At 72.6% G+C, this 24,744-nt stretch carries 26 protein-coding genes; 10 read left to right on the forward strand and 16 right to left on the reverse strand.

Annotated elements, in window-relative coordinates; genetic code table 11:
• Positions 1-22: 22 nt before the first annotated feature.
• Positions 23-1,057, reverse strand: a complete 1,035-nt coding sequence (locus ACF09E_RS03390; protein ID WP_392203617.1) for an NUDIX domain-containing protein — start codon at positions 1,055-1,057, stop codon at positions 23-25.
• 155 nt (positions 1,058-1,212) lie between these two features.
• Here ACF09E_RS03390 and ACF09E_RS03395 point away from each other — a divergent pair, with 155 nt between their 5' ends.
• Entirely contained in the window at positions 1,213-1,395 is a 183-nt protein-coding gene (locus ACF09E_RS03395; protein ID WP_148001444.1) for a hypothetical protein, read from the forward strand.
• A 92-nt stretch (positions 1,396-1,487) separates the two neighbouring features.
• On the opposite strand, the gene ACF09E_RS03400 is transcribed toward ACF09E_RS03395, so the two are convergent.
• Positions 1,488-2,432: an ROK family protein gene (locus ACF09E_RS03400; protein ID WP_392203618.1), complete on the reverse strand. Its 945-nt coding sequence runs from the start codon at positions 2,430-2,432 to the stop codon at positions 1,488-1,490.
• A gap of 194 nt (positions 2,433-2,626) precedes the next feature.
• Here ACF09E_RS03400 and ACF09E_RS03405 point away from each other — a divergent pair, with 194 nt between their 5' ends.
• Complete coding sequence (locus tag ACF09E_RS03405) at positions 2,627-3,661, forward strand: LacI family DNA-binding transcriptional regulator (protein ID WP_392203619.1); 1,035 nt, start codon at positions 2,627-2,629, stop codon at positions 3,659-3,661.
• 49 nt (positions 3,662-3,710) lie between these two features.
• On the opposite strand, the gene ACF09E_RS03410 is transcribed toward ACF09E_RS03405, so the two are convergent.
• The 5 genes from ACF09E_RS03410 to ACF09E_RS03430 all read right to left on the reverse strand — a co-directional run bounded on the left by ACF09E_RS03410 (position 3,711) and on the right by ACF09E_RS03430 (position 8,261).
• The gene (locus ACF09E_RS03410; RefSeq protein WP_392203620.1) at positions 3,711-5,000 is read right to left on the reverse strand and encodes a DUF6986 family protein; all 1,290 of its coding nucleotides are present in this window, start codon (positions 4,998-5,000) and stop codon (positions 3,711-3,713) included.
• A 171-nt stretch (positions 5,001-5,171) separates the two neighbouring features.
• Positions 5,172-6,134, reverse strand: a complete 963-nt coding sequence (locus ACF09E_RS03415) for an electron transfer flavoprotein subunit alpha/FixB family protein (RefSeq protein WP_392203621.1) — start codon at positions 6,132-6,134, stop codon at positions 5,172-5,174.
• A 54-nt stretch (positions 6,135-6,188) separates the two neighbouring features.
• The gene (locus tag ACF09E_RS03420; RefSeq protein ID WP_392203622.1) at positions 6,189-6,974 is read right to left on the reverse strand and encodes an electron transfer flavoprotein subunit beta/FixA family protein; all 786 of its coding nucleotides are present in this window, start codon (positions 6,972-6,974) and stop codon (positions 6,189-6,191) included.
• Positions 6,975-7,173: 199 nt separating this feature from the next.
• Positions 7,174-7,704 carry a flavin reductase family protein gene (locus ACF09E_RS03425; protein ID WP_392203623.1) on the reverse strand — a complete coding sequence of 177 codons (531 nt, stop codon included), beginning with the start codon at positions 7,702-7,704 and terminating at the stop codon, positions 7,174-7,176.
• A gap of 197 nt (positions 7,705-7,901) precedes the next feature.
• Positions 7,902-8,261 (reverse strand): TlpA family protein disulfide reductase, encoded by a 360-nt coding sequence (locus ACF09E_RS03430; protein ID WP_392203624.1) that lies wholly within the window; start codon positions 8,259-8,261, stop codon positions 7,902-7,904.
• Between the two features lie 206 nt (positions 8,262-8,467).
• Here ACF09E_RS03430 and ACF09E_RS03435 point away from each other — a divergent pair, with 206 nt between their 5' ends.
• Complete coding sequence (locus ACF09E_RS03435; protein ID WP_392203625.1) at positions 8,468-9,190, forward strand: lysophospholipid acyltransferase family protein; 723 nt, start codon at positions 8,468-8,470, stop codon at positions 9,188-9,190.
• Positions 9,191-9,307: 117 nt separating this feature from the next.
• Here the strand turns inward: ACF09E_RS03435 and ACF09E_RS03440 are convergent, their stop codons facing one another.
• From ACF09E_RS03440 to ACF09E_RS03465, 6 genes are all read right to left on the reverse strand, one after another.
• A complete protein-coding gene (locus tag ACF09E_RS03440) occupies positions 9,308-10,000 on the reverse strand; it encodes a B3/4 domain-containing protein (protein WP_392203626.1) in 693 nt (230 codons plus the stop codon).
• 26 nt (positions 10,001-10,026) lie between these two features.
• Complete coding sequence (locus tag ACF09E_RS03445) at positions 10,027-10,635, reverse strand: transglutaminase family protein (RefSeq protein ID WP_392203627.1); 609 nt, start codon at positions 10,633-10,635, stop codon at positions 10,027-10,029.
• Between the two features lie 72 nt (positions 10,636-10,707).
• Positions 10,708-11,787: a low specificity L-threonine aldolase gene (locus tag ACF09E_RS03450; protein ID WP_361860209.1), complete on the reverse strand. Its 1,080-nt coding sequence runs from the start codon at positions 11,785-11,787 to the stop codon at positions 10,708-10,710.
• The gene (locus tag ACF09E_RS03455; RefSeq protein WP_388796456.1) at positions 11,784-12,548 is read right to left on the reverse strand and encodes an SDR family NAD(P)-dependent oxidoreductase; all 765 of its coding nucleotides are present in this window, start codon (positions 12,546-12,548) and stop codon (positions 11,784-11,786) included. Before ACF09E_RS03455 ends, ACF09E_RS03450 begins: the two co-directional genes overlap by 4 nt.
• Positions 12,549-12,580: 32 nt before the next feature.
• Positions 12,581-13,996, reverse strand: a complete 1,416-nt coding sequence (locus tag ACF09E_RS03460) for a DUF6421 family protein (protein WP_392203628.1) — start codon at positions 13,994-13,996, stop codon at positions 12,581-12,583.
• Between the two features lie 157 nt (positions 13,997-14,153).
• Positions 14,154-14,705 (reverse strand): GNAT family N-acetyltransferase, encoded by a 552-nt coding sequence (locus ACF09E_RS03465; RefSeq protein ID WP_361863203.1) that lies wholly within the window; start codon positions 14,703-14,705, stop codon positions 14,154-14,156.
• A 170-nt stretch (positions 14,706-14,875) separates the two neighbouring features.
• On the opposite strand from ACF09E_RS03465, the gene ACF09E_RS03470 reads away from it, so the two are divergent.
• The 4 genes from ACF09E_RS03470 to ACF09E_RS03485 all read left to right on the forward strand — a co-directional run bounded on the left by ACF09E_RS03470 (position 14,876) and on the right by ACF09E_RS03485 (position 18,142).
• Positions 14,876-15,487 carry a DUF5134 domain-containing protein gene (locus tag ACF09E_RS03470; protein WP_392203629.1) on the forward strand — a complete coding sequence of 204 codons (612 nt, stop codon included), beginning with the start codon at positions 14,876-14,878 and terminating at the stop codon, positions 15,485-15,487.
• A gap of 121 nt (positions 15,488-15,608) precedes the next feature.
• Positions 15,609-16,550: a M56 family metallopeptidase gene (locus tag ACF09E_RS03475; protein ID WP_392203630.1), complete on the forward strand. Its 942-nt coding sequence runs from the start codon at positions 15,609-15,611 to the stop codon at positions 16,548-16,550.
• Between the two features lie 86 nt (positions 16,551-16,636).
• Positions 16,637-17,320 (forward strand): phosphatase PAP2 family protein, encoded by a 684-nt coding sequence (locus ACF09E_RS03480; protein ID WP_392203631.1) that lies wholly within the window; start codon positions 16,637-16,639, stop codon positions 17,318-17,320.
• A gap of 129 nt (positions 17,321-17,449) precedes the next feature.
• The gene (locus tag ACF09E_RS03485; protein WP_392203632.1) at positions 17,450-18,142 is read left to right on the forward strand and encodes a TetR/AcrR family transcriptional regulator; all 693 of its coding nucleotides are present in this window, start codon (positions 17,450-17,452) and stop codon (positions 18,140-18,142) included.
• Here ACF09E_RS03485 and ACF09E_RS03490 read toward each other — a convergent pair.
• On the reverse strand, positions 18,121-19,545 hold the full coding sequence (locus ACF09E_RS03490) for an LVIVD repeat-containing protein (protein WP_392203633.1): 1,425 nt from the start codon (positions 19,543-19,545) through the stop codon (positions 18,121-18,123). The genes ACF09E_RS03485 and ACF09E_RS03490 overlap by 22 nt on opposite strands.
• Positions 19,546-19,832: 287 nt before the next feature.
• Here ACF09E_RS03490 and ACF09E_RS03495 point away from each other — a divergent pair, with 287 nt between their 5' ends.
• Entirely contained in the window at positions 19,833-20,480 is a 648-nt protein-coding gene (locus ACF09E_RS03495; RefSeq protein WP_392203634.1) for a DUF305 domain-containing protein, read from the forward strand.
• Positions 20,481-20,784: 304 nt separating this feature from the next.
• The gene (locus ACF09E_RS03500; protein WP_392203635.1) at positions 20,785-21,429 is read left to right on the forward strand and encodes a LysE family translocator; all 645 of its coding nucleotides are present in this window, start codon (positions 20,785-20,787) and stop codon (positions 21,427-21,429) included.
• A gap of 65 nt (positions 21,430-21,494) precedes the next feature.
• Here ACF09E_RS03500 and ACF09E_RS03505 read toward each other — a convergent pair whose 3' ends face one another.
• Positions 21,495-22,730 carry a PQQ-binding-like beta-propeller repeat protein gene (locus tag ACF09E_RS03505; protein WP_392203636.1) on the reverse strand — a complete coding sequence of 412 codons (1,236 nt, stop codon included), beginning with the start codon at positions 22,728-22,730 and terminating at the stop codon, positions 21,495-21,497.
• Between the two features lie 234 nt (positions 22,731-22,964).
• Positions 22,965-23,336: an ArsR/SmtB family transcription factor gene (locus ACF09E_RS03510; RefSeq protein WP_392203637.1), complete on the reverse strand. Its 372-nt coding sequence runs from the start codon at positions 23,334-23,336 to the stop codon at positions 22,965-22,967.
• Positions 23,337-23,460: 124 nt separating this feature from the next.
• Here ACF09E_RS03510 and ACF09E_RS03515 point away from each other — a divergent pair, with 124 nt between their 5' ends.
• Positions 23,461-24,546 carry an NADH:flavin oxidoreductase/NADH oxidase gene (locus ACF09E_RS03515; protein WP_392203638.1) on the forward strand — a complete coding sequence of 362 codons (1,086 nt, stop codon included), beginning with the start codon at positions 23,461-23,463 and terminating at the stop codon, positions 24,544-24,546.
• Positions 24,547-24,744 lie beyond the last annotated feature (198 nt).

Genomic DNA, 24,744 nt, shown 5'->3' on the forward strand with positions numbered 1-24,744 from the left:
CGGGAACCCGGCGGGCCGGCCGTCAGCCCACCGGGTTCCCGGCCTCCAGGTTGAGCACGGTGCCGCGCTCCCGGGCGCGCAGGGCCCAGCGCAGGCGGCGGTAGCGGACGGGGGGCAGGAGGTCGGCCGCCTCCTCCTCGGTGACGAAGCGCCAGTCGCGGAGTTCGGCGCCGGGCAGCCGGAGGCGTTCGGTGTCGGCGGGGCCGAGGGTGCCGCCGTCGAAGAGGAGCCGGAGCCCGCCGTGTCCCGGGGGCTGGGGGCGCTCCCAGTCGACCAGCAGGAGGCGGGGCACGGTGTCGAGTTCGTGGCCTATCTCCTCGGCGACCTCGCGCATCCCGGCGCGGGCCGGGGGTTCGCCGGTCTCGACGACGCCGCCCGGGAACTCCCAGCCGGGCTTGTACGTGGGGTCGACCAGGAGGAAGCGGTCCCGGTCGTCGAAGAGCAGGACTCCGGCGGCGACGGTCTGGCCGGTGGGTTCCGGGGTCTGGACGATGCCGCAGGGGGCGGCGCGTCCGGCCAGGACGGCGTCGGCGACGGACCGGGCGGCCTCGGCCGCTGTGAGGGCCGAGGTGTCGACGGTGTACGCGTCCTCGGTGAGCCAGTCGAGCGCGTCCCGGTACGGCTGGAGGTGGCCGTGGCACCACGCGCGGACCCGGGCGTCGACGTCGGGGTCGCCGTACTCGGACCGGCCGTCGATCCGTTGCCGCAGGATCGTTTCCTCCGGGGCGAGCAGCACATGGCGGACGTCGATGCGGCGGGCGGCCAGCCCGCCGAAGATCTCGTCCCGGTACTCCTGGCGCAGCAGGGTCATGGGGACGACCAGGACGCCGCCGACCTCGGCGAGCAGGGCGGCGGCCGTGTCGACCACCAGTCGGCGCCAGATCGGCAGGTCCTGGTAGTCCCCGACCTCGGCGAGCCGCTTGGCCGGGAGGAGGCCGCGCAGGCCCCCGCCGGTGACCTCGGGGTCGTACAGCGTGCTGTTCGGGATCAGATCGACCAGTTCGCGCGCGGTGCTGGACTTCCCCGCGCCGAACGCACCGTTGACCCAGACGATCACGTTTCCCCCTCTTCGACGGCCCCCTGTGGATTGCCCCCAACACCCTGCCACGAAAACCACGAACGCATGTCCTGGCATATGCGTCCCCGTGGGCATGTGCGTGACACTTCCGCGCGGGTGTCGTTGAGAACGTCGAGCACGAGGGGGTGCGGAGCATGAGCCGTAGGGTTCTGGAGCGCTTTCCGGCCGGCGGCCCGCGGGGCAGTTGGCCGGCGGAGGAGTTCGCCGGGGCGCGGCGGGACGAGGGGGTGCCGGCCCGGGTCGTCATGGACCTGGAGTCCGACACCTTCCTGGTGATCGTCGAGCAGCGGACGCCGGAGCGCGTACGCGAGGAGTGACCCGGGCCGTCCGGCCGGGCCCGAGCGGCGGCGGTGGGGCCCGGCGGCCGGGTCCGGGGCGGCCGGTCGAGCCCCCCGGCGCCCGAGCCGGGTCAGGAGGCCGCCGCGGCGGCGCCCAGGAGGCCCGCGTCGGTGCCCGTGAGGGCCGGGACCACGGTCAGGTCCCGGACGAAGTCGAGGGTGGCGTACGCGGCGAGGAACCGGCGCAACGGCGCGAAGAGCACCTCGCCGGCGCCCGCCACTCCGCCGCCGACGACCGCGATGTCGATCTCGACGAGGGTCGCCGTCGCGGCGATGCCCGCCGCCAGGGCCTGGGCCGCCCGCTCGAACGAGGCCCGCGCGACCGGGTCGCCCGCGTGCGCGGCCGCGGCCACGGCGGCCGCCGAGGCGTCGCCGTCGGGGCCGGGGCGCCAGCCGTTCTCCAGGGCGCGGCGGGCGATGTGCGGGCCGCCGGCGATGCGTTCGACGCAGCCGCGTCCGCCGCAGGCGCAGAGCTCGCCGTCCAGGTCCACCGCTATGTGGCCGATGTGGCCGGCGTTTCCGGTGGGGCCCGGGTGGAGTCTGCCGTCGAGCACGAGGCCGCCGCCGACCCCGGTGGAGACCACCAGGCAGAGGGCGTTGTCGTGACCGCGGGCGGCGCCCAGCCAGTGCTCGGCCGCCGTCATGGCGACGCCGTCGCCGACCAGGGTGACGGGGCGGCCCCCGGCCGCCTTGTGGACCCGCTCGACGAGCGGGAAGTCGCGCCAGCCGGGCACGTTGACCGGGCTGACGGTCCCCCGGTGCGCGTCGACCGGCCCGGCGCTGCCGATGCCGACCGCCGCGGCGGACTCCCACAGGGGCGAGACCGCGAGCTCGGCGAGCACCTCCTCGACCGCGCCCATCACCGTCTCGCCGTCCTCACGCGCGGGCGTGGGCCGCCGGCCGCGGACGCGGATGCGCCCGGTTCCGTCGACCAGGGCGCCGGCGATCTTGGTTCCCCCGATGTCGAGGGCGACGACGAGGCCGTCGGCGGGATCCGCGGCGGGATCGGTCTGCATGGGCGAGGGGTCTCCCGTCGGCGGCGGAGGCGGAACCGGGTCCTTCGGGTCCCGTTCCGTCCATTCTCCCCACCTGTGACAACGTTGTCCAGGCCCTATGATGCGGCCAGGGCGTCGATCGGACGCCCCGTACCACCGGCCGCACCACTCCCCTCCGGCCGGACGACCCGCCATCGACGGAGGAACCGCGCACCGTGGCCGACATCGCCCGCCGCACCGAACACCGCTACGGCAACCGGCCCACGATGAAGGACGTCGCCGCGCGCGCGGGCGTCGGTCTGAAGACGGTGTCCCGGGTGGTGAACGGCGAGGCCGGGGTCACCCCGGACACCGAGCGGCGGGTCCAGGAGGCCATCGAGATCCTCGGCTTCCGCCGCAACGACAGTGCGCGGGTCCTGCGCAAGGGCAGGACGGCGACCGTGGGTCTGGTCCTGGAGGATCTCGCCGACCCGTTCTACGGGCCGCTCAGCCGGGCGGTCGAGGAGGTCGCCCGGGCGCACGGGGCACTGCTCATCAACGGTTCGAGCGCCGAGGACCCCGACCGGGAGCAGGAGCTGGCGCTCGCCCTCTGCGCGCGGCGGGTCGACGGGCTGATCGTCATTCCCGCGGGCGACGACCACCGGTACCTGGAGCCCGAGATCAGGGCGGGCGTGGCCACCGTCTTCGTCGACCGCCCCGCGGGGCGGCTCGACGTCGACGCCGTGCTGTCCGACAGCTTCGGCGGGGCGCGCGACGGGGTGGCACACCTGATCGCGCACGGCCACCGCCGGATCGGCTTCATCGGCGACCGGCCCCGCATCCACACCGCGTCCGAGCGGCTGCGCGGCTACCGCTCGGCGATGGAGGACGCGGGGCTGCCGGTCGACGAGGCCTGGGTCTCGCCGGGCTCCACGGAGCCGGAGCGGGTGGCGGCGGCCGTACGGGGCATGCTGGCGGCCGCGGAGCCGGTGACGGCGCTGTTCGCGGGCAACAACCGGGTGATGGTGACGGTGGTCCGCACCCTCGCGGGGCATCCGCGGCCGGTGGCACTGGTCGGCTTCGACGACATGGAGCTGGCCGACCTGCTCGGCATCACCGTGATCGCCCAGGACGCGGCGGCCCTCGGCCGGACGGCGGCGGAGCGCCTCTTCCGGCGCCTGGACGGGGTCGAGGACGCACCGGAGCGGGTGGTGCTCGGCACGACGCTGGTGGCCCGCGGCTCGGGCGAGATCCCGCCGACGGCCCGCTGAGCGGGGTCCGTCGGGGCCGCCGGCGCGGCGGGCCCCGACGGGGCGGCGACTACTCGGCGGAGGCCGTCAGGTCACCGCGTCGCGGGGCCGCGAAGCGGTCGAGGGCGGCCCGGTCCATGCCGGTGAGGGCGTTTACCTCGGCGGTGTCGAGGGCGCCGCAGTCGATGCCGCGCAGCAGGTAGGAGCTGAGCGCCTTGGCCGTCGCCGGCTCGTCCATGACGTCGCCGCCGGCGTGGTTGGCGTACGCGGAGAGGCGCTTGGCGGCGGCCTCGAACCCCTCGCGGTAGAAGGCGAAGACGGCGGCGTAGCGGGTGGGGATGTGCCCCGGGTGCATGTCCCAGCCCTGGTAGTAGGCGCGGGCGAGGGCGCGGCGGGTGAGGCCGTAGTGCAGGCGCCAGGCCTCGTGGACGTGCTCGGTGGAGCCGACCGGGAGGACGTTGGTGGAGCCGTCGGAGACGCGTACGCCGGTGCCCGCGGCGGCGACCTGCATGATCGCCTTGGCGTGGTCGGCGGCCGGGTGGTCGCTGGCCTGGTAGGCGGCGGAGACGCCGAGGCAGGCGCTGTAGTCGAAGGTGCCGTAGTGCAGACCGGTGGCGCGGCCCTCGGCGGCGCCGATCATGCGGGCGACGGCGGCGGTGCCGTCGGTCGCGAGGATGGACTGGCTGGTCTCGATCTGGATCTCGAAACCGAGGCGTCCGGCGTCCAGGCCGTGGGCCTTCTCGAACTCCTCCAGGAGGCGGACGAAGGCGGAGACCTGCTCGGGGTAGGTGACCTTCGGGAGGGTGAGGACGAGACCGTCGGGCAGGCCGCCGTTCTCCAGGAGGCCGGTGAGGAAGACGTCGGTGGTGCGGATGCCCCGGTCGCGGACGGCCGATTCCATGCACTTCATCCGGATGCCCATGTACGGGGCGGCCGTGCCGTTCCGGTAGGCCTCGGAGATGAGCCGGGCGGCGCGGGCGGCGTCCTGGTCCTCGTCGGCGCCCGCGTAGCCGTCCTCGAAGTCGACGCGGAGGTCCTCGATCGGCTCGCGCTCCAGCTTGGCCCGTACGCGGGCGTGGACGTCCTCGGCGAGGGCGTCGGAGAGGCCGAGGACGGCCGCGAAGGAGGCCGCGTCGGGGGCGTGCTCGTCGAGCGCGGCGAGGGCCTGGTCGCCCCAGGAGCGGACGGTGCCGGCGTCGAAGAGGTTTCCGGGGACGTAGACCGTGTGAACGGGCTGGCGGGTGCCGGGGTCTCCCGGGTAGCGCCGGTCCAGCTCGGCGTCCACCGCCGCGAGGGAGGCGCTGATGCCCTCGCTGACCGCGCCCGCGAGGCTCGTCGACACCTTCTCCTGCTGACCCATCCCAGATCCTCCATCTTTCCGCTTCACGGAATCAACAATCCGTATGGTGAAGTTAGTAGCCCCTCGGGACCTGAGTCAATGGTTGTCCGAAACGACCGGGGGCCGCGCGGCGATCCTCACCACGCGGCCCCCGGGCCGTACAGAAGCGCAGGTCAGCCCTGCGGAGCCAGATCAGCCCTTGCGGGACTCGACCTCAGCGGTCAGCTGCGGGACGACGTCGAAGAGGTCGCCCACGACGCCGTAGTCGACGAGGTCGAAGATCGGCGCCTCGGCGTCCTTGTTGATCGCGACGATCGTCTTCGAGGTCTGCATGCCCGCGCGGTGCTGGATCGCGCCGGAGATGCCGGAGGCGATGTACAGCTGCGGCGAGACCGACTTGCCGGTCTGGCCGACCTGGTTGGCGTGCGGGTACCAGCCGGCGTCCACGGCGGCGCGCGAGGCGCCGACGGCGGCACCGAGCGAGTCGGCGAGGGCCTCGATGACGCCGAAGTTCTCGGCGCCGTTGACGCCGCGGCCGCCGGAGACCACGATCGCGGCCTCGGTCAGCTCCGGGCGGCCGGTGGACTCGCGCGGGGTGCGCGCGGTCACCTTGGTGCCAGTGGCCAGCTCGCCGAAGGAGACCGCGAGGGCCTCGACGGCGCCGGCGGCCGGGGCGGCCTCGACGGGAGCCGAGTTCGGCTTGACCGTGATGACCGGCGTGCCCTTGGAAACGCGCGACTTGGTGGTGAAGGAGGCGGCGAACGCGGACTGCGTCGCGACCGGGCCCTCGTCACCGGCCTCCAGGTCGACGGCGTCGGTGATGATGCCGGAGCCGATGCGCACCGCGAGGCGGGCGGCGATCTCCTTGCCCTCGGCGGAGGACGGGACGAGCACCGCCGCCGGGGAGACGGCCGCGTGCGCGGCCTGGAGGGCGTCGACCTTGGGGACGACGAGGTAGTCGGTGAACTCGGGGGCGTCGGCCGTGAGGACCTTCACCGCACCGTGCTCGGCCAGGACGGGCGCGGTGTCGGCGGCGCCGTTGCCCAGCGCGACGGCGACCGGCTCGCCGATGCGGCGGGCGAGGGTCAGCAGCTCCAGGGTGGGCTTGCGGACGGCTCCGTCGACGTGGTCGACGTAGACGAGAATCTCAGCCATGGGACTTCAATCTCCTGCGAACGAAAGGGGCGGTCTGAGGGGCTCGCGCGAGCCTTAGATGAACTTCTGGCCCGCGAGGAACTCGGCGAGCTGCTTGCCGCCCTCGCCCTCGTCCTTGACGATCGTGCCGGCGGTGCGCGCCGGACGCTCGGCGGCGGAGTCGACCGCGGTCCAGGCGCCGGCCAGGCCGACCTCGTCCGCGTCGATGTCCAGGTCGTCCAGCTCCAGGGACTCCACCGGCTTCTTCTTCGCGGCCATGATGCCCTTGAAGGAGGGGTAGCGCGCCTCGCCCGACTGGTCGGTCACCGAGACGACCGCCGGGAGGGAGGCCTCCAGCTGCTCGGAGGCGGTGTCGCCGTCACGGCGGCCCTTCACGACGCCGTCCGCGACGGAGACCTCGGAGAGCAGGGTGACCTGCGGGACGCCCAGGCGCTCGGCGAGGATGGCCGGGAGGACGCCCATGGTGCCGTCGGTGGAGGCCATGCCGGCGATGACGATGTCGTAGCCGGTCTTCTCGATCGCCTTGGCGAGCACCAGCGAGGTGCCCATGACGTCGGTGCCGTGCAGGTCGTCGTCCTCGACGTGGACGGCCTTGTCGGCGCCCATCGAGAGCGCCTTGCGCAGCGCGTCCTTGGCGTCCTCGGGGCCGACCGTCAGCACGGTGACCTCGGCGTCGTCCGCCTCTTCGGCGATCTGCAGTGCCTGCTCGACAGCGTACTCGTCGAGCTCCGACAGCAGACCGTCGACGTCGTCGCGGTCGACCGTCAGGTCGTCCGCGAACTTACGGTCTCCGGTCGCGTCGGGCACGTACTTCACACAGACAACGATCCTCAAGCTCACGCCGGCTCTCCTACTGCATCGTCATAACGGGGCTGCCTTGTTGCTCGCAGCATAGGCGCCTGAAGGGCGGGTTTCCGGTCGGGGCGCCGGACGCCCCGACCGGAATATTACTCGCCAGTACACCCAGTCCGTTACCAGTAAGCAAGCGCTCAGCGATGTGATCTGCCCAACGCGCGGAGAGCGGCGCGCGCGGGAACTCTCAGTCGCGCAGCGCGTTGAAGCGACCGTGATGGTAGAGCAGCGGGCGGCCGGCCCCGTCCGGGTCCCCCGCGACCGCCTGGGCGATCACGATCCGGTGGTCCCCGGCGGGCACCCGCGCGACCACGCGGCAGACGAGCCAGGCCAGGACGCCGTCGAGCACCGGAACGCCCTCGGGCCCCACGCTCCAGCGCGTCCCCGCGCCGAAGCGGTCGGCCCCGCTGCGGGCGAAGGTGGCCGCGAGCTCCTGCTGGTGCTCGCCCAGTATGTGGACGCCGATGTGCTCGGCCTCGGCGAGCACCGGCCAGCTGGAGGAGGTCGTGCCCACCCCGAAGGAGAGCAGCGGGGGTTCGGCGGCGACGGAGTTGAGCGAGGTCGCGGTGAAGCCGACGGGGCGCTCCCCGTGCGCGGTGACGACCGCGACGCCGGCGGCGTGCCGGCGGAAGACGGAGCGGAGCAGATCGGGCGAGGCCTGCCGGGGCGCGCCGACGGTGGGAGCGGCGGCGGGTCGGAGATCGGGCGTGACCGTCATGGAGTTGTCCTTCTGCGAGGGCGGCATGAGAGAGGTCCGGGGGTCGTCAGACGCCCGGACAGCGCGCGCTCGCGTTGCGGGCCAGGTCCACATGGGTCCGGCCGTAGAGAAGGAGTTCTTGGGGCACCCCGTCAGAGTGGCGATCGTTGCCGCGTGCAGTCAAGTGCGTACCGGATGATGGGAGAAGTGTCACCGCGTCAGACCGCCCGCCCGAGGGCCGCGATGACGTCGGCCCGGCGCGGCTGTCCGGTGGCCCGGCGGACGACGCGGCCGTGCCGGTCCAGGACGAGGACGGTGGGGGTCCTGGCGATGCCGAGTCCGCGCACGAGATCGAGCCTTTCCTCGGCGTCGATCTCCACGTGCCCGACGCCCGGGACCATCGCGGCGACCTCGGCGAGCGTGCGCCGGGTGGCCCGGCAGGGCTGACAGAACGCGGTGGAGAACTGGACGAGGGTGGCGCGCTCCCCCAGCGGCGACCCGAGCACCTCGGGTCCCAGCGTGTCGGTTCCGGGTGTGTCGGTTCCGGGTGTGTCGGTCACCCCTGCCCCCTCTTCCATCGGCCGTCTCCCCTGGTCCAGCGTCGCACGAGGGCGATCGATTCCCGCCATGGCCACCGCGAGTGACGAGAATCTCCCTGTACGAAGCCGCCTGGGCTGGTCTCGGCGGCCCTCATGGGGCACGATCTGCCCAAAGCCGAAAACCTACGGCTGCGTAACTTCGCCGGGAGAACCCTCCCCAGGCACAGAAGAAGGGTTCCTCTCCGATGGCAGAACTCGTGTATCGGCCGGTCATCGGCGCCGCTCTGACGATGTTCAAGGCGCTCGACCTGAAGATCGACACGCAGGGTTCGGAGCACATCCCGCGCACGGGCGGCGCGGTGCTCGTCTCCAATCACATCAGCTATCTGGACTTCATCTTCACGGGCCTGGCCGCGCTCCCGCAGAAGCGCCTGGTGCGCTTCATGGCGAAGGACTCGGTCTTCCGCCACAAGGTCTCGGGGCCGCTGATGCGCGGCATGAAGCACATCCCGGTGGACCGCTCGGCGGGCGAGCACGCCTACCGGCACGCCCTGGAGTCGCTGAAGGCGGGCGAGATCATCGGCGTGTTCCCCGAGGCGACCATCTCCCAGTCCTTCACGCTCAAGGCCTTCAAGACGGGTGCGGCGCGACTCGCCCAGGAGGCCGGGGTCCCGCTGGTCCCGATGGCGCTCTGGGGCACGCAGCGGGTGTGGACCAAGGGCCGGCCGCGCAACTTCAAGCGCAGCCACATCCCGGTGACCATCCGCGTCGGCGAGCCCATGGAGGCTCCCGCCGACCAGTACGCGGGCGCCATCACCCGGCGGCTGCGCGGGCGCGTCCAGGAGCTCCTGGAAGCCGCGCAGCGGGCCTACCCGGTCCGCCCCAAGGACGCGAACGACACGTGGTGGGTGCCCGCGCACCTCGGGGGCACGGCGCCGACGCCGGCCGAGGTCAAGGACGCCGGCTGACGCACGCCGGGCCTCCGACCGGCCGGTGTCCCGGCTGACGCACGGCCGCCTTGCGACCGGCGGAAGGGACGTGCCGGGCCGACGGCGGTGCGGCGCCGGGGGCGGCCCGCCGCGTCGTCACCGGGGCGCGTGGACGGTGATCCGGGCTCCCGGGCTGAGCCGCTCCAGCGACTCCGCCAGCTCGGTGCCCGCCGCCAGGAGCTCGTCCCGGGTCATCGGAGGCAGCGCCTCCAGGAGGAAGAAGGCGTCGACGGTGTCGTCGTCGATGCGGGTGCGGGGACCCTGGCGCCAGTTCCACCGGCGGCAGGTCACGCCCTCGTCGTCGCACCAGACGATCTCCCCGGGCTCGGGGTGCTCGACCGTCTCCGCGCCGCCCGCGACGGTGACGAAGGGTTCGTCGCCGACGGCGCGGACCAGGCGCATGGCGCCCTTGATCCGGCCCAGGTCCTCGCCGCCGACCGGGACGAGATGGGCGACGCTCACCGCGTTGTAGGCGTCGACGAGGCGGTTGATGCGGGGCAGTCTGCCGTCGGCGAGCGCCCTCCGGGCGAGCGCCTCCGCGGAGTTGCGGGTGCGGGAGGGCTTGGCGCCGAACGCGGTGTACGCGGCGCGCCAGGCGGCGATGTGCGGGTCCTGGTCCGGGGTGCGGCCGTCGAGCCGCACGGCGAGCCGGCGCGCGGCGTCGTCGAGGAGGGCCGAGGAGACCTCGTCGCCGGGCCCGTTGACCAGGCCGTGTGCCTCGACCACGAGGGCCGTGAAGCCGGGCACGAGGGTGCGCACCTCGTCGGAGACGGTGAGCGTGGGAGTCATGGTCCGCCGTTCGCTGGTGTCCGGGGTCAGAGCTCGGTGGGGAGCGTCCGCCAGAGGGACGGCCGGTCCGGCGCGGCGCGCAGCGCAGCCAGCACGACCGTGGGCGGTTCAGTGTAAAGCACCGGATAGTCCACTTCGTTGCACTCCGGGCGGACGGTCCAGGCCAGCCGCTCCTCACCCAGGGAGAACCGGGCGTCCAGGCCGGGCCTGTTCCCGCGCACGTCCTGGCGGGCCCAGTGGCGCTCCCCCGGCAGCAGGACGGCCACGAGGCCGTGCAGAACGGGGTGCGAGCCGTCGTCCTCGGCCAGCCGCTGGTAGCAGAGGGCGGCCGGGATGCCGTGGGCGCGCAGGAGGGCGGCGTACGCGATCGACTTGGCGTAGCAGATCCCGGTGCGCAGCACCAGGACGTCGGAGGCGCGCCAGGTGACCCGGGGGTCGTCGGCGTCGGCGGAGTGCGGGACCGTGTCGCGCACATACCGGTAGGCCGCCTCCGCGTACGCGTGTGCGTCGGGGTGGCGTTCGGCGAGCCGCCGGGCGACGGCCCGGACCGCCGGATGCTCGTGGTCGACGGCCTCGCCGGCGGCCAGATAGGCGGTGATGTCGGGGTTCTGCTGGACGAGTTCGCTGCGCTCCATACGAGGGGAGCGTACGGAGACGGCCGGACGGAAGTCAATGACTTTCCATCCGGCCGCATACTCATGCAGATCCTAGCGGGCCAGCTCCTCCTTCAGCGCCTGGAGGAAGGAGTCCACGTCGTCCTCGGTGGTGTCGAAGGCGCACATCCAGCGCACGTCGCCGGCCGCCTCGTCCCAGAAGTAGAAGCGGAACCGCTCCTGGAGGCGGCGGGTGACCTCGTGCGGCAGGCGGGCGAAGACCGCGTTGGCCTGCACGGGGTAGAGGATCTCCACCCCGTCGACCTCCCGCACCCCGGCCGCGAGCCGCTGCGCCATGGCGTTGGCGTGCCGGGCGTTGCGCAGCCACAGGTCCTTCGCGAGGAGGGCCTCCAGCTGCACCGACACGAAGCGCATCTTCGAGGCGAGCTGCATGGACAGCTTGCGCAGGTGCTTCATGTGGCTCACCGCGTCGGGGTTCAGGACCACGACCGCCTCGCCGAAGAGCATGCCGTTCTTCGTTCCGCCGTACGAGATGACGTCGACGCCCACCGCGTTGGTGAAGGCGCGCATGGGCACGTCGAGCGAGGCGGCGGCGTTGGCTATCCGGGCCCCGTCGAGGTGCACCTTCATGCCCTTGGCGTGGGAGTGCTCGACGATCGCGCGGATCTCGTCCACCGTGTAGACGGTGCCCAGCTCGGTGTTCTGGGTGATCGAGACGACCTGCGGCATCGCCCGGTGCTCGTCCTCCCAGCCCCAGGCCTGCCGGTCGATGAGCTCGGGGGTGAGCTTGCCGTCCGGGGTGGGCACGGTGAGCAGCTTGAGGCCGCCCATGCGCTCCGGCGCGCCACCCTCGTCCACGTTGATGTGTGCGGACTCGGCGCAGACGACGGCGCCCCAGCGGTCGGTGAGCGCCTGGAGGGCGGTCACGTTCGCGCCGGTGCCGTTGAAGACGGGGAAGGCCTCTGCGGTGGGGCCGAAGTGGCCGTGCATGACCCGCTGCAGGTGCTCGGTGTACTGGTCCTCGCCGTAGGCGACCTGGTGGCCGTCGTTGGCGAGGGCGAGGGCCGCGAGGACCTCGGGGTGGGCGCCGGCGTAGTTGTCGCTGGCGAAGCCCCGGACCGACGGGTCGTGGTGACGACGCGCGTCGGTCCTGGGGCCGAGGGCCGCGGTCACGGCTTGGGGGTCAGCCACAGACGCTGTCCATTCACTTCCTGGGCGGGCTTGTCCCAGAGCCCGGCGATCTCGTCGGCCAGGTCCTTCACGTCGGTGAAGCCCGCGAACTTCGCGTTGGGGCGTTCGGCGCGCATGGCGTCGTGCACCAATGCCTTGATCACCAGGATCGCAGCCGCGGCCTGCGGGCCGTCGTCGCCCCCCAGCTTGCGGAACGAGTCGGCCATCGCGAGCGTCCAGGCCTCGGCGGCCGCCTTGCCCGCGTTGTACGCGGCGTTGCCGGCGAGCGGCTTGTGCGCGCCGACCTGGCTCACCAGGGCGTACCGGCCTCGGCCGCCGGCCCGCAGCAGACCGTCGTGGAAGGCGAGCGAGGTGTGCTGGACGGTGCGGATGAGGAGTTTCTCCAGGAAGTCCCAGTCCGCGATGTCCGTCTCCGTGAAGGAGGAGCTGCCGCGCCAGCCGCCGACCAGGTGGACCAGGCCGTCGATGCGGCCGAACTCCTTCTCGGTCTTCGCGGCCCAGTCGCGGGTGGCGTCGAGGTCGAGCAGGTCGACGGTGTCGCCGACGACCTTGGCGGCGCCGCCGTGGGCTTCGCCCGCGGCGTCGACCGCCTCCGCGAGGCGCGCCGGGTCGGCGTCGGCGCCGACCACGGTCGCACCGGCCTCGGCCAGGCGCATCAGGGTCGCGCGGCCGGCCGGGCCGGCCGCACCGGCCACCGCGATGACGGCGCCGTCGAGCGGCCCGCCGTTTCCGTTGGCGGTCATGGGCGACTCCTCCGTGTCGTCGGTACGAGCGCTCACGCGGCGGCCCGCTCGGCCTGCTCGGTCCGGGAGACTCCGGCGGCGGTGATCCCCTTCGTGTCGGCGATCACGCCCTTCAGCTTCTTGGCGAGGGCCTCGAAGAACATGCTGAGGGGAAACTCGTCCGGAAGCACGTCGTCGACGAGCTTGCGGGGCGGGAGGGAGAGGTCGAGGGCGTCGGGGCCCTTGGCCCACTTCGAGCCCGGGTGCGGGGCCAGGTAGGTGGAGACGAGCTCGTACGCCTTGAACCAGTGGACGAGCTTGGGACGGTCGATGCCGTCGCGGTAGAGCTTCTCGATGTCGGCGCAGAGCTGGTTGGTGACCTCGGGGGCACGCTGCCAGTCGATCTTGAGGGTGTTGTCCGTCCAGCGCACCACGTCGTTCTTGTGGAGGTACGCGAAGAGGAGCTGGCCGCCCAGACCGTCGTAGTTGCGGTTGCGGTCGCCGGAGAGCGGGAAGCGGAACATCCGGTCGAAGAGCACCGCGTACTGCACGTCACGGCCGTGGGTGTTGCCCTCGGCCTCCAGCTTCACGGCCTCCTTGAAGGCGGTGAGGTCGCAGCGGAGCTCCTCCAGGCCGTACATCCAGAACGGCTGGCGCTGCTTGATCATGAAGGGGTCGAAGGGCAGGTCGCCGTGGCTGTGGGTGCGGTCGTGGACCATGTCCCAGAGCACGAAGGCCTTCTCGCAGCGCTCCTGGTCGTCGATCATCGCGGCGATGTCGGTGGGCAGCTCGATGCCGAGGGTGTCGACGGCGGCCTCGGTGACCTTGCGGAAGCGGGCGGCCTCGCGGTCGCAGAAGATCCCGCCCCAGGTGAAGCGCTCGGGGGCCTCGCGGACGGCGATGGTCTCCGGGAAGAGGACGGCCGAGTTGGTGTCGTACCCGGCGGTGAAGTCCTCGAAGGTGATCCCGCAGAACAGCGGGTTGTCGTAGCGGGTGCGCTCCAGCTCGGCGAGCCACTCCGGCCAGACCATGCGCAGCACGACGGCTTCGAGGTTGCGGTCGGGGTTGCCGTTCTGCGTGTACATCGGGAAGAGCACCAGGTGCTGGAGCCCGTCCACGCGGTCGGCGGCCGGCTGGAAGGCGAGCAGCGAGTCCAGGAAGTCCGGGACGGCGAAGCCGCTCGCGGCCCACTGGCGCAGGTCGGCAACGAGGGCGCGGTGGTAGGCGTCGTCGTGCGGGACGAGCGGGGAGAGCTGCTCGACGGCGGCGGCGACCCGGTCCAGGGTCAGCTCGGCCAGGGCCCTGGCGGGCGCGCCCTCGCGCTCGAAGTCGATGGAGCCGTCCGCGCTCTGCCAGGTACGGAACTCCTCCACGGCATTCTTGAGCTCGGGCCAGGCGGGGTGGTCGATCACCCGGGCGGCGGTGGATATCGCCCCACCAGTCACGTCCTGCACAAGAATTTCCGTCATGCCTCTTCCTCCACAGGAGAACCTCGCGTTAAGACACCGTAACCGTGGACGGTTCTCAGCCACAAGAGGGGGCAAGGGAAATTATCCTGTGCGACCCCCCTGATCACAGAAGTTTTTCCTGTCAATCAGGGGGGAAGCCACTCTTCCGTCGCCTTCGTCAGCCCAGCGGCTTCACCAGGAGCTCGAACTCCAGGTCGTCGCGCTGGGGCAGGCCGAAGCGCTCGTCGCCGTACGGGAAGGGGGTCATCCGCCCCGTGCGCCGGTAGCCGCGGCGCTCGTACCAGGCGATCAGCTCCTCGCGCACGGAGATCACCGTCATGTGCATCTCGCGGGCGCCCCACAGCTCGCGGACCCGGCGTTCGGCCTCCGCGATGATCTGCTTGCCGAGACCCGCGCCCTGGAGCTCCGGGCGGACCGCGAACATCCCGAAGTAGGCGGCCTCGCCGCGGTGCTCCAGCTGGCAGCAGGCGACGATCCCGCCGTCGCGCTCGACGACCAGGAGCCGGCTGTCGGGCGCGGTGATCACGGCCGCCACGCCCTCGGGGTCGGTGCGCTGCCCCTGGAGGATGTCCGCCTCGGTGGTCCAGCCGCCCCGGCTGGCGTCGCCGCGGTAGGCCGACTCGACGAGCGGGACGAGGGCGGGGACATCGTCCAGGACCGCCTCGCGGTAGCTGATCCTGCCGGTCTCCTGCGACGTGGCGGTGTCCATGTGAACGGGGCTCCCCTCGGTGCTGACGATCGCCGTACGCGATCGTCCCGAGCCTAACGCCCGCCCTTTCGCTCCCCCTCGTACGCCTGTGCGCGCCCGTGCGCCCGGGTGCGCCCGACCGGCCGCGGGCATCCTCCGGGGAGGGGACGGCGTCGAGGGGGTGGTGTGCCGTGCACGGACCGGCCCTGCCCGGCTGGCTGATGGTCGCGCTCTGCGCGGTGACGGGCCTCTCCTGCCTGCTGCGGATGCGCGCCTGCTCCGGGGAGGAGCGGCGGGCGGCGGCCGGCGAGACGCTGATGGGCTTCGGGATGGCGTCGATGGCGCTGCCGTCCGCGGCGCTCCCGCCTCCGGAGTGGAGCTGGGCGGTGTACGCGGCGGTGTTCGGCGGCGCCGCGCTGCACGGCCTCGCCGCGGTCCGGCGCGGCGGCCACCATCTGCACCACGTCGTCGGCTCGCTCGCCATGGTCTACATGGCCGTGTCCATGGCGGCGCCGGGCGCGGGGGCGCACGCGGGGCACACGGCGGGCGGGGTGGGCGGCACCCCCGTCCTCACGGGCGCGCTCCTCCTCTACTTCACGGTCTACGTGCTGCACACGGGCGCGCGGCTCGTGCCCGGCGGGGTGCCCGCGCCGGGCGCGGCGGGCGCGGGCGTCCCGCCGGTCGGAGTCCCGGCGGCCCGCGACGCCGGCCCGCGGCCCGCCTGGGCGGCCCGGCCCGAGCTGGCCCTCGCCTGCCGGCTGTCGATGGCGCTCGCGACCCTGGCCATGCTGGTGGCGCTCTGAGCCCCACCCGGCGCCCCGCCACCCCGCGAAGGAGCCGACGGGGCCCAACCAAACCGTGGCGTACGTCACTTGCCGCGCCGGGGCATACCCCCGACCAGTACGGCGCTCATAGGCTGGCCGCATGTGGGTCTCCCTCGCGCTGTTCCTGCTCGGCCTCCTGACCGCCCTCGCGGCCCCCCGGCTGCTCTCCCGGGCGGACTGGGTCGAGCGAGAACCCGTGGTGGCCCTCTGGGTGTGGCAGTGCGTGGTCGGCGCCGTGCTGCTGAGCTTCGCGCTCTCCATGACGTTCAGCGCGTCGACCGCCTGGCAGGCCGTGCGGGGCCAGATCTTCGCCCCCGCGCCGCGCGCGGTCATCGACGCGTACCAGCTGGGCACGACCGGCCCCTGGTCCGCCGTGCTCGCGGTGGCGCTGGCCGCCGGCGGGGTCTGGACCGGGGCCATGCTCGGCCGGGAGTTCAGCCAGGCCCGCTCCCGCCGCAGGCAGCGCCGCTGCGAACTCCTCGTCCGCGCGCCCCTGCTCCCCGGCGAGCAGCAGGGCGGCGAGCGCCTCGTGGTCCTGGAGGGCGAGCGGCCGAACGCCTGGTGGCTCGCGGGGAGCACGCCCCAGCTGGTCATCACGACCGCGGCGCTGCGGCGCCTGAAGGGGCGCCAGCTGGACGCGGTCCTGGCGCACGAGCAGGGACACGCGCGCGCCCGGCACGACTGGCTGCTGCACTCCTCGGCGGCGCTGGCCGCCGGATTCCCGGGGATCCCGGTCTTCGCGGCCTTCCGCGAGGAGATGCACCGGCTGGTGGAGCTGGCCGCCGACGATGTCGCCTCACGCCGGTTCGGGCGGCTCACGATCGCCCTGGCCCTGGTCGAACTCAACGAGGAACGGGGCGTGTTCGGCCCCGGCCAGGCACCGTACGGCGACCTGCCGCGCCGGGTGAACCGGCTGCTGACCGCGGCCCCCCGGCTCACCGCCGGCCGCCGGCTGCGGCTCACGGCGGCGGCCTCCCTCGTGCCGGTGGTCCCGGTGCTCGTGGCCTTCGTCCCCGCGCTCAGCGCGCTGCGCCAGGGGTGACGGCGGGCCCGCCGGTCCGGGCGGGCGCGACGGCGCGCGCGGGGGCGGAGGACGGCGGGGAGCCGGCCATCGGGCAGGATCGACGCATGCGCTCCTCCGCCGTGGTCTCCGGAGTCCTGGCCCTCCTGCTGCTCGCCCTCGTCGCCGTCGGCTGGGACCCCCTGCTCTCCTTCGACCGTGCGGTGGTCGAGGCCCTGCACCGGGACGCGGTGGCCCACCCCGGGCTCACCCGGGTGCACCGCGTGCTCAGCGACTGGGTGTGGGACCCCTGGACGATGCGCGCGCTGGCCGCCGCGGCCGTGGTGCTGCTGTGGTGGGGCCACGAGCGGCGCCTCGCCGTCTGGGTCGGCGCCACGAGCCTGCTCGCGGTCGGACTCCAGCAGGGCCTCAAGACGCTGGTGGGACGGGACCGGCCGCAGTGGACCGACCCGGTCGACTCGGCGCGCTTCGCCGCCTTCCCTTCCGGGCACGCGATGACGGCCATGGTGACCTGCGGGCTGCTGCTGTGGGTCCTGTCGCTCCACTGGCGCGAGGACCGGCGCGGCTGGGGCGCCCTCGCCACCGCCGCGGTCGTCTCGGTGCTCGGGGTCGGCTGGACCCGGCTCTACCTGGGCGTGCACTGGCCCTCGGACGTGGTCGGGGGCTGGCTGCTCGGCTGGTGCTGCGTGGCCGTGGCGATCCTGACGTACCGCTGGAACGAGCGGCGCCTCTCCCGGACCGGCCCCGGGGACGCGGTTGGTGACGGGAGCAGCATGGGAGACACGCGATGAAGCCGTCTGTTCTGGACGATCCCCCGTGTCGCCCAGAACAGACGGCATTCCCGGCGGTCTGCCACGCAGGCATGCCGACGGGATGCGCCGAGTATATTGGCTGGCAGCCAGTCAACGCAGGAGTCCAGCATGTCCCCGCGTAGCCCATCGGTCAATGAAGAGCTTCGCCGCAGGTCGCGGGAGCGCATTCTGCAGGCCACGGTGGAGCTGGTCGACACGCGCGGCTACGAGGCGACCACGCTCGGCGACATCGCGGAGCGGGCGGGCTCGGCACGGGGGCTGATCTCGTACTACTTCCCCGGCAAGCGGCAGCTCCTGCAGGCGGCGGTGCACCGGCTGATGCACCTCACCCTGGAGGAGGCGCTGGAGCGCGAGCCGCGCACGGAGGACGGCCGCGAGCGCATGGCGCGTGCGATCGACGCGATCCTGGGGCTGGCGGCGGCGCGGCCCACCCTGATGCGGACGCACATGGCGGGCATCCTGCAGGCCGAGGGGTTCGTGCAGTGCGAGGAGCAGCAGCGCCTGGCGTTCCTGCTGCGCGACACGGTCACCCGGTACGGCTCCGAGGACGTGGACACCGACTACCCGATGCTGCGCGCGCTGCTGATGGGGGCGGTGGTGGCGGTGCTGCTCCCGGGCGCCAAGATGCCGCTGGCACGCCTGCGGTCGGAGCTGTTCCACCGCTACGACCTGGACTGGGAGGCGGGCACACCGCCGGACGGGGGTCCGCCCGACGGCGCGCCCGCGGTCAGGACGTCAGCCGGCCGTCGGCGGGCGACGGCCGGCGCTCACGACTCCGGTCAGTCGTCGAAGTCGAAGTAGTCCGGCTGGGTCTGGACGTTGAGCTCGTCCATCCGGATCCGCTTCGCGGGGTCGGTACGGCGGTCGGAGAGCTTCAGCACGTCGAAGCCCTTGGCGATGTCGTTCGAGTAGATGTGGCCGTTGTAGTAGTACGCGGACCACGAGCCGCCGGTGGCGATGGTGGTGGCGGACAGCGGGCCGCGCTCGAAGTAGGCGATCTCCTTGGGCTTGCGGGAGTCGGTGAAGTCCCAGACGGAGATGCCGCCCTGGTACCAGGCCTGGACCATCAGGTCCTTGCCCTTGACCGGGATCAGCGAGCCGTTGTGGGCGACGCAGTTCTCGGTGTCGGCCTGGTGGCGCGGGATCTTGAAGTAGCTGCGGAAGACGAGCTTGCTCTTCTTGCCCTTGCCGACGATGTCGTAGATGCCGTCGGCGCCGCGGTTCGGGCCGACCTCGGCGTTGCAGGTCGCCGCGCCGCCGCCGCCGAGCTCGTCGGTGAAGACGACCTTGTTCGCCTTCTGGTTGAAGGTGGCGGAGTGCCAGAACGCGAAGTTCACGTTGTCCTGGACCTGGTCGATGACCCGCGGGTGCTCGGGGTCCTCGATGTCGAAGAGGATGCCGTCACCCATGCAGGCGCCGGCCGCGAGGTCCTTCTCCGGCAGCACGGTGATGTCGTGGCAGCCCGTGGTCTTGGAGACGCCCGGGTTGGTGGGGCCGCCCGGGTTGCCGCCGCCGTCCGGGCCCTCGCCCGGGAACAGCACCGGGAAGCCGACGAGCGCCGCCCTCTCGGGGGACTTGCGGGGCACCTTGATGACCGAGATGCCGTCGTGCGGGGGCTGGCAGTCCGGGAAGGCGGCGTTCGGCGAGTACGAGGAGACGTAGACGTAGACGTCCCGCTTCTTGGGAACCAGCGTGTGGGTGTGCGAACCGCACGCGGTCTCGACGGCGGCGACGTACCGCGGGTTGCGGATGTCGCTGATGTCGAAGATCTTCATGCCCTCCCAGGACTCCTTGACCGTGGCGGGCTGCGACGTGCTGGCGCACGAGTCGTCGCTCCGGGAGGAGTCCGTGGAAAGGAAGAGCAGGTCCCCGGAGACGGAGATGTCGTTCTGGGAGCCCGGGCAGAGGACCTGGGCGACGGTCTTCGGGGACTTCGGGTTGCTGATGTCGAAGATCCGGAAGCCGTCGTAGTTGCCGGCGAAGGCGTACCTGCCCTGGAAGGCGAGGTCCGAGTTGGTGCCCGGGAGGGCGTCCTTCGGGATGTTGGCGAGGTGCTCGATGTTCGAGCTGTGGACGATCTCGTCCACGCCGGGTATCTCACCGCTCCGTATCGCGGAGCGCGCCTCGGCGGCCTGCTCCGAGGAGACCTTGCCCTGGACCGGGACGTCGCCGGGGTCGGGGGTCGCGGTGGCGGGGCCCGCCATGAGCAGGGTGGCCAATAGTCCGGCCGCGGCGGATGCCACGCCCAGGCGTCTGAGCCCGGCACGCGGGTCGCGCGTGGTGGCCGTGGTACGCGGGGTACGCAACGAAGTCACTCCGTCCTCCTGGGTGTCCGTTCAGCTGTGAACGGGTGTGGGACCCCGGCAGTATCTTCCTTGCCGTGCACATCTCAACAGATGGCAACACAGACGTCATGAAGGTTTTTGATCGGTAGCCCCGAGAAAAGTGCTAGGAACGGTCACTGTCCCCGCAAGAACATCTGGAGGTCGCGTTGTTGATCCGCCGTCAGCGTGCCGTCGTCGCCGTGGCCCTGTCCGCCGTCGCCGTACTCGCCCTGACCGCCTGCGAGTCGGGGCCGGACAAGGGTGGCCCGGAGGCCGGGAAGTCGGCGGGGACGGTGGTCGCGCCGGGCAGACCCGGTGAACCGGCCCGGCGGATATCCCCCGAGGAGGCGGCCCGGCTGCTGCCGGACGAGAGCCCGAACGGCGCGGACTTCACCTACGCGCAGATGATGATCGTGCACCACCGGCAGGCCCTGACCATGACCGCGCTCGCCCCGGAGCGGGCGGGCTCCCCTCAGGTGAAGAAGGTGGCAGAGCGGATCGCCGCCGCCCAGAAGCCCGAGATCGGCGCGATGGAAGGTTGGCTGAAAAACAACGGCGGGCCGCGCGAACAGGCGGGCCACGACCATCACACGATGCCGGGGATGGCGACGGAGGCCCAGCTGAAGCAGCTGGGCGCCACGAAGGGGAAGGCCTTCGACGAGCTGTTCCTGAAGCTGATGATCACCCATCACGAGGGGGCCGTGACGATGGCGGCCGAGGTGCTGAGCGAGGGCAACAACGTCCTCGTGGAGGAGATGGCGAACGACGTGATCGCCCAGCAGACGGCGGAGATCGGCAGGATGCGGGACCTCTAGGGAAGCGGGGGACGGAAGGAGGGCCCCGGGCGCGCGGGCGCTCGGGTCCCGGCGGTCGCACGTGACCGCGAGCCGGGCCCGGGCTCCGGTCGGGAGTCGATCCCTGGCGCAGCGCGTGCCGGGCCGCTGGTCCACTGGTCCACTGGCCCACTGCGCACGAGAGAGAGGGGCGCGCGAAGGCGTCGAACGGCAGGGTCGTACTCTCAGGGTGGCGCCGCAGGCACGACGGAGGCGTCGCAGCCGCCTGTCACGGACGGGCGCTGCCCTTTTCGAGGGCATACGGCGAAGGATCGGGAGTCGACCGGTGATCAGCCTGACCGCGGCGGGCGGAGTGGCCCTGATCGAACTCGGCATGGCGCTGACCCCGGGCCCGAACATGATCCACCTCGCCTCCCGCGCGATCACCCAGGGCCGCAGGGCCGGCTGGGTCAGCCTGAGCGGGACCGCGGTGGGATTCCTGTGCTACCTGGTGGCCGCGGCCGCGGGACTCTCCGCGCTGTTCGCTGCCGTGCCGCCGGCGTTCACCGTGGTCAAGCTCGCCGGGGCCGCCTACCTGGCCTATCTGGCCTGGGAGATGCTCAAGCCCGGCGGCCGCTCGCCCTTCGGACCCGCCCGGGACCTGCCCCCGGTCTCCGATGCCCGGCTGTTCTCGACGGGACTGCTGACCAACCTGCTCAATCCCAAGATCGCTCTCATGTACGCCGCTCTCCTGCCGCAGTTCATGGAGCCCCAGGCGGGTCCGGACTGGGCGCAACTCCTGCAGCTCGGCGCCGTGCAGATCATCGTGGGCATCACCGTGAACGGCCTGATCATGCTGGGCGCGGCACGGGTATCAGGATTCCTGGCCGCCCGGCCGCGCGTGATGACCGCCCAGCGGTTCGCGGCCGGCGGCCTGCTCGGCTTCTTCGCGCTGCGCACCGCCCTGTCCCGTACACCGGTCTCGGCCTGAGCAGGCACAGCCGGTCATGCGCCCTTCCGCCCCTTCGTCGTTCTCCCGATGAGCAGCGCCGCGGTTCACCACGTCCTGTACGCCGTGAAGGGGTTGGTCATGGAGCCCCAGCGGACGGCCACCACCAGTCCGTTCTCATGGACGTACAGGGCCTGAAGCCAGGAGCGGGCGACGTCCTCGCGGAAGCTGCGGACGTCCCTCTTCTGGCCGGTACGGGTGTCGAAGACGTACAGGTCCTCGTCCCTCCGCTTCTTACCCGGTGGTTCGACAACCGCCGTGACCCTCCCGGCGCCCTCATGGAGCGCGGCGGTGTCGTTCAGCTCGAGGCCGTGGCGCCAGACCGGCTCTCCGGTGTCCAGGTCGAACGCGACGATCTGTTCGCGGGTGGAGGACTCGTAGGGGTACTCGGCGACGGCGATGAGCCGGTCGTCGGCGATGGCGACCTTCGCGGCACCGTCCTTCTGGATCTCCCCGTACTCTCCCGTGAGGTCGATCCGTCCTCGCGGCTTGCCGTCGGAGGCGAACGCCAAGAACGCGTGAGTCCCTCGTTCCTGGGGCGCCTCGGCGTGGACGACCAGCGGCTCGACCGAGCGCAGCGACACCGCCGCCTCCGGTGCGAGTGGCCGACGGGTGTCGAGGGGGACGGACCACCGGGCCGTGCCGTCCGCGAGGCTGAACGCGGCGAGCCGCAGACCGCTCCCCTCGCACTCCAGCACCGCGACGACCTGGTGTTCACTCGCCCCCACCCCCTGCGGTCCGCAGGCCGGTGACAGCTTCGCGGTCCATCGCGGCGTGCCTGCCGTCGCGTCGAAGGCACGGATCGCGGTGTCCCCGTCGGGCCGGGTCTCGCGCACGACCGCCACTCCCCCGCCGACGGCCACCAGGTCATGGTTCCCCGTCAGGGAGGAGGCGGAGGGGGCCGAGGTGCGCCAGAGCTCCTCACCGGTGTCGAGGTCGATCGCCGCCACCGTGGCGCAGCCGCCGGCCGCGGTACCCGTCCCGCTTTCGGTCCCGAAGGCTATGACGACGATCCCGTCGCGGTCGGCCGTGGCGCTGGTGGCGCAGATCTCCGCCACGTCCGGGACGGCGTATTCCCATCGTTCACGGCCGGTGGAGACGTCGAAACCGGTGACGGCGTCGAAGCGGGCACGGGCGACGACATCGTCGTGCAGCCAGCTCGCGTTGCCGTGATCCGGAACGTCTCGGTCCGCCGGGGTGTCCCAGACACGCGACATGCCGTCGCCGGGGAGGTACCCCTCCGACGAGAGCACGAAGCACGCGAACGCGGTAAGAGCCGACACCAATCCGACAGCTGCTCCTATCGGCAGCAGACGACTCCGCAGTGACGCGTTCACGAGCACTCACCCCCGACACCGGCGTCCACGAAGATCGCGGACGGCTGAACCAGCGTAGGCGGGCGACCACCACCGGACGACCTCGACCCCGTCGAAGTCATACAGCACACCGCGGAATCCCGTGTCCGACCAGGCCGGCCGGCACCCTCGTCCGGCTCGACCGATGATCGGCAAGTCCCCCTAGGCGCCGCTCCCGTGGGCTTGGGCCGTCGCGTCGCGGTCGGTCTGGGCGACGGCCGCCGCCAGGACCGTGGCGAGCAGGCCGGGGAAGAGCGCTTCGAGGTCCTCCTCGCGCAGGGCGTTGAGCTTGGCCGTACCGCGGTACGTCTGCCGGATGACTCCGCCCTCGCGCAGCACCCGGAAGTGGTGCGTCGTCGTGGACTTGGTGACCGGCAGGTCGAAGTACGAGCAGCTCAGTTCGGTGCGCTCGCGCGCCATGTCCCGCACGATCTGCAGCCGCACCGGGTCGGAGAGCGCGTGGAGCACCGCCTCCAGGCGTATCCGGTCGCGCGGGGGGTGCTCCAGGGCGCGAGGGCTGGTGGCGGTCGTCATGGCGGCGGCTCCACTTCATCCGGGATACCGGTCATTGTACGAGAACCCTCGTAGTTTGACAGATGCCGTACTACGATGGTTACCGTACTAGCGTCCCCACGAGGCATTCCGAACGGAGTCCGTCATGAGCGTCGCCCTCTTCGAGCCCTACACGCTGCGGTCGCTGACCGTCCCCAACCGGGTGTGGATGGCGCCCATGTGCCAGTACTCGGCGGAGACGACCGGACCGAACGCGGGCGTGGCGACCGACTGGCACTTCGCCCACTACGCCTCCCGGGCCACCGGCGGCACGGGGCTGATCCTGGTCGAGGCGACCGCCGTGTCCCCCGAGGGCCGGATCAGCCCGGCGGACCTCGGCCTCTGGAACGACACCCAGACCGAGGCCCTGCGCCGGATCGCCTCCTTCCTCGCCGACCACGGCACCGTGCCCGGCATCCAGCTCGGACACGCCGGGCGCAAGGCCTCGACCGAGCGCCCCTGGGAGGGCCGCGGACCGGTCCCCGAGGGCGGCCCCGGATGGCAGCCCGTCGGACCGAGCCCCGTCCGCTTCGCCGAGGGCCACCCGGTGCCGACCGAGCTGACGGTCGACGGGATCCGGGAGATCACCGCCCAGTTCGCGGACGCCGCCCGCCGCGCGCTGGACGCCGGCTTCCAGGTCGTCGAGGTGCACGGCGCCCACGGCTACCTGATCGGCGAGTTCCTCTCCCCGCACAGCAACCACCGCACCGACGCGTACGGCGGCTCCTTCGAGAACCGGACCCGGTTCGCCCTGGAGGTCGTCGACGCCGTGCGGTCCGTGTGGCCCGGGGAACTGCCCGTCTTCTTCCGCGTCTCGGCCACCGACTGGCTGGACGAGCAGGGCTGGACCGCCGACGAGACCGTCCGGTTCGCCGCGCTCCTGCGCGAGCACGGCGTCGACCTCCTCGACGTCTCCAGCGGCGGCAACGGCGGACCGGCGCGGATCCCCGTCGGCCCGGGCTACCAGGTCCCCTTCGCGGCCCGGGTGAAGGCCGAGACCGGACTTCCGGTGGCCGCCGTCGGCCTGATCACCGAGAGCGACCAGGCGGAGAAGATCGTCGCCAACGGCGAGGCCGACGCCGTCCTCCTCGGCCGCGAGCTGCTGCGCGACGCCTCCTGGGCCCGCCGCGCCGCCCGCGACCTCGGCACCTCGACGCACGAGGCCCCGCCGCAGTACGCCTGGGCGATCTGAGCCCGGCGGCCGAGGACGGCGCCCGCCGCCGGGCACGGGGCCGGCGGCGGGCACGGGGCCGGCGGGCCGGTATTCCCGCGGTCGGCGGCGGGCGCTCCCGCGGTCGCCGGCGGCTTCGCGCCCGTGGGATCCGGGAGTGTCCGGAAGACGTTGTCAGTGGCCGGGTGCAGACTGGCCGGAGTCCGCGACAACGGCGTC

The sequence above is a fragment of the Streptomyces sp. NPDC014891 genome, assembly GCF_043081085.1.
In the GTDB taxonomy this organism is placed as follows: domain Bacteria; phylum Actinomycetota; class Actinomycetes; order Streptomycetales; family Streptomycetaceae; genus Streptomyces.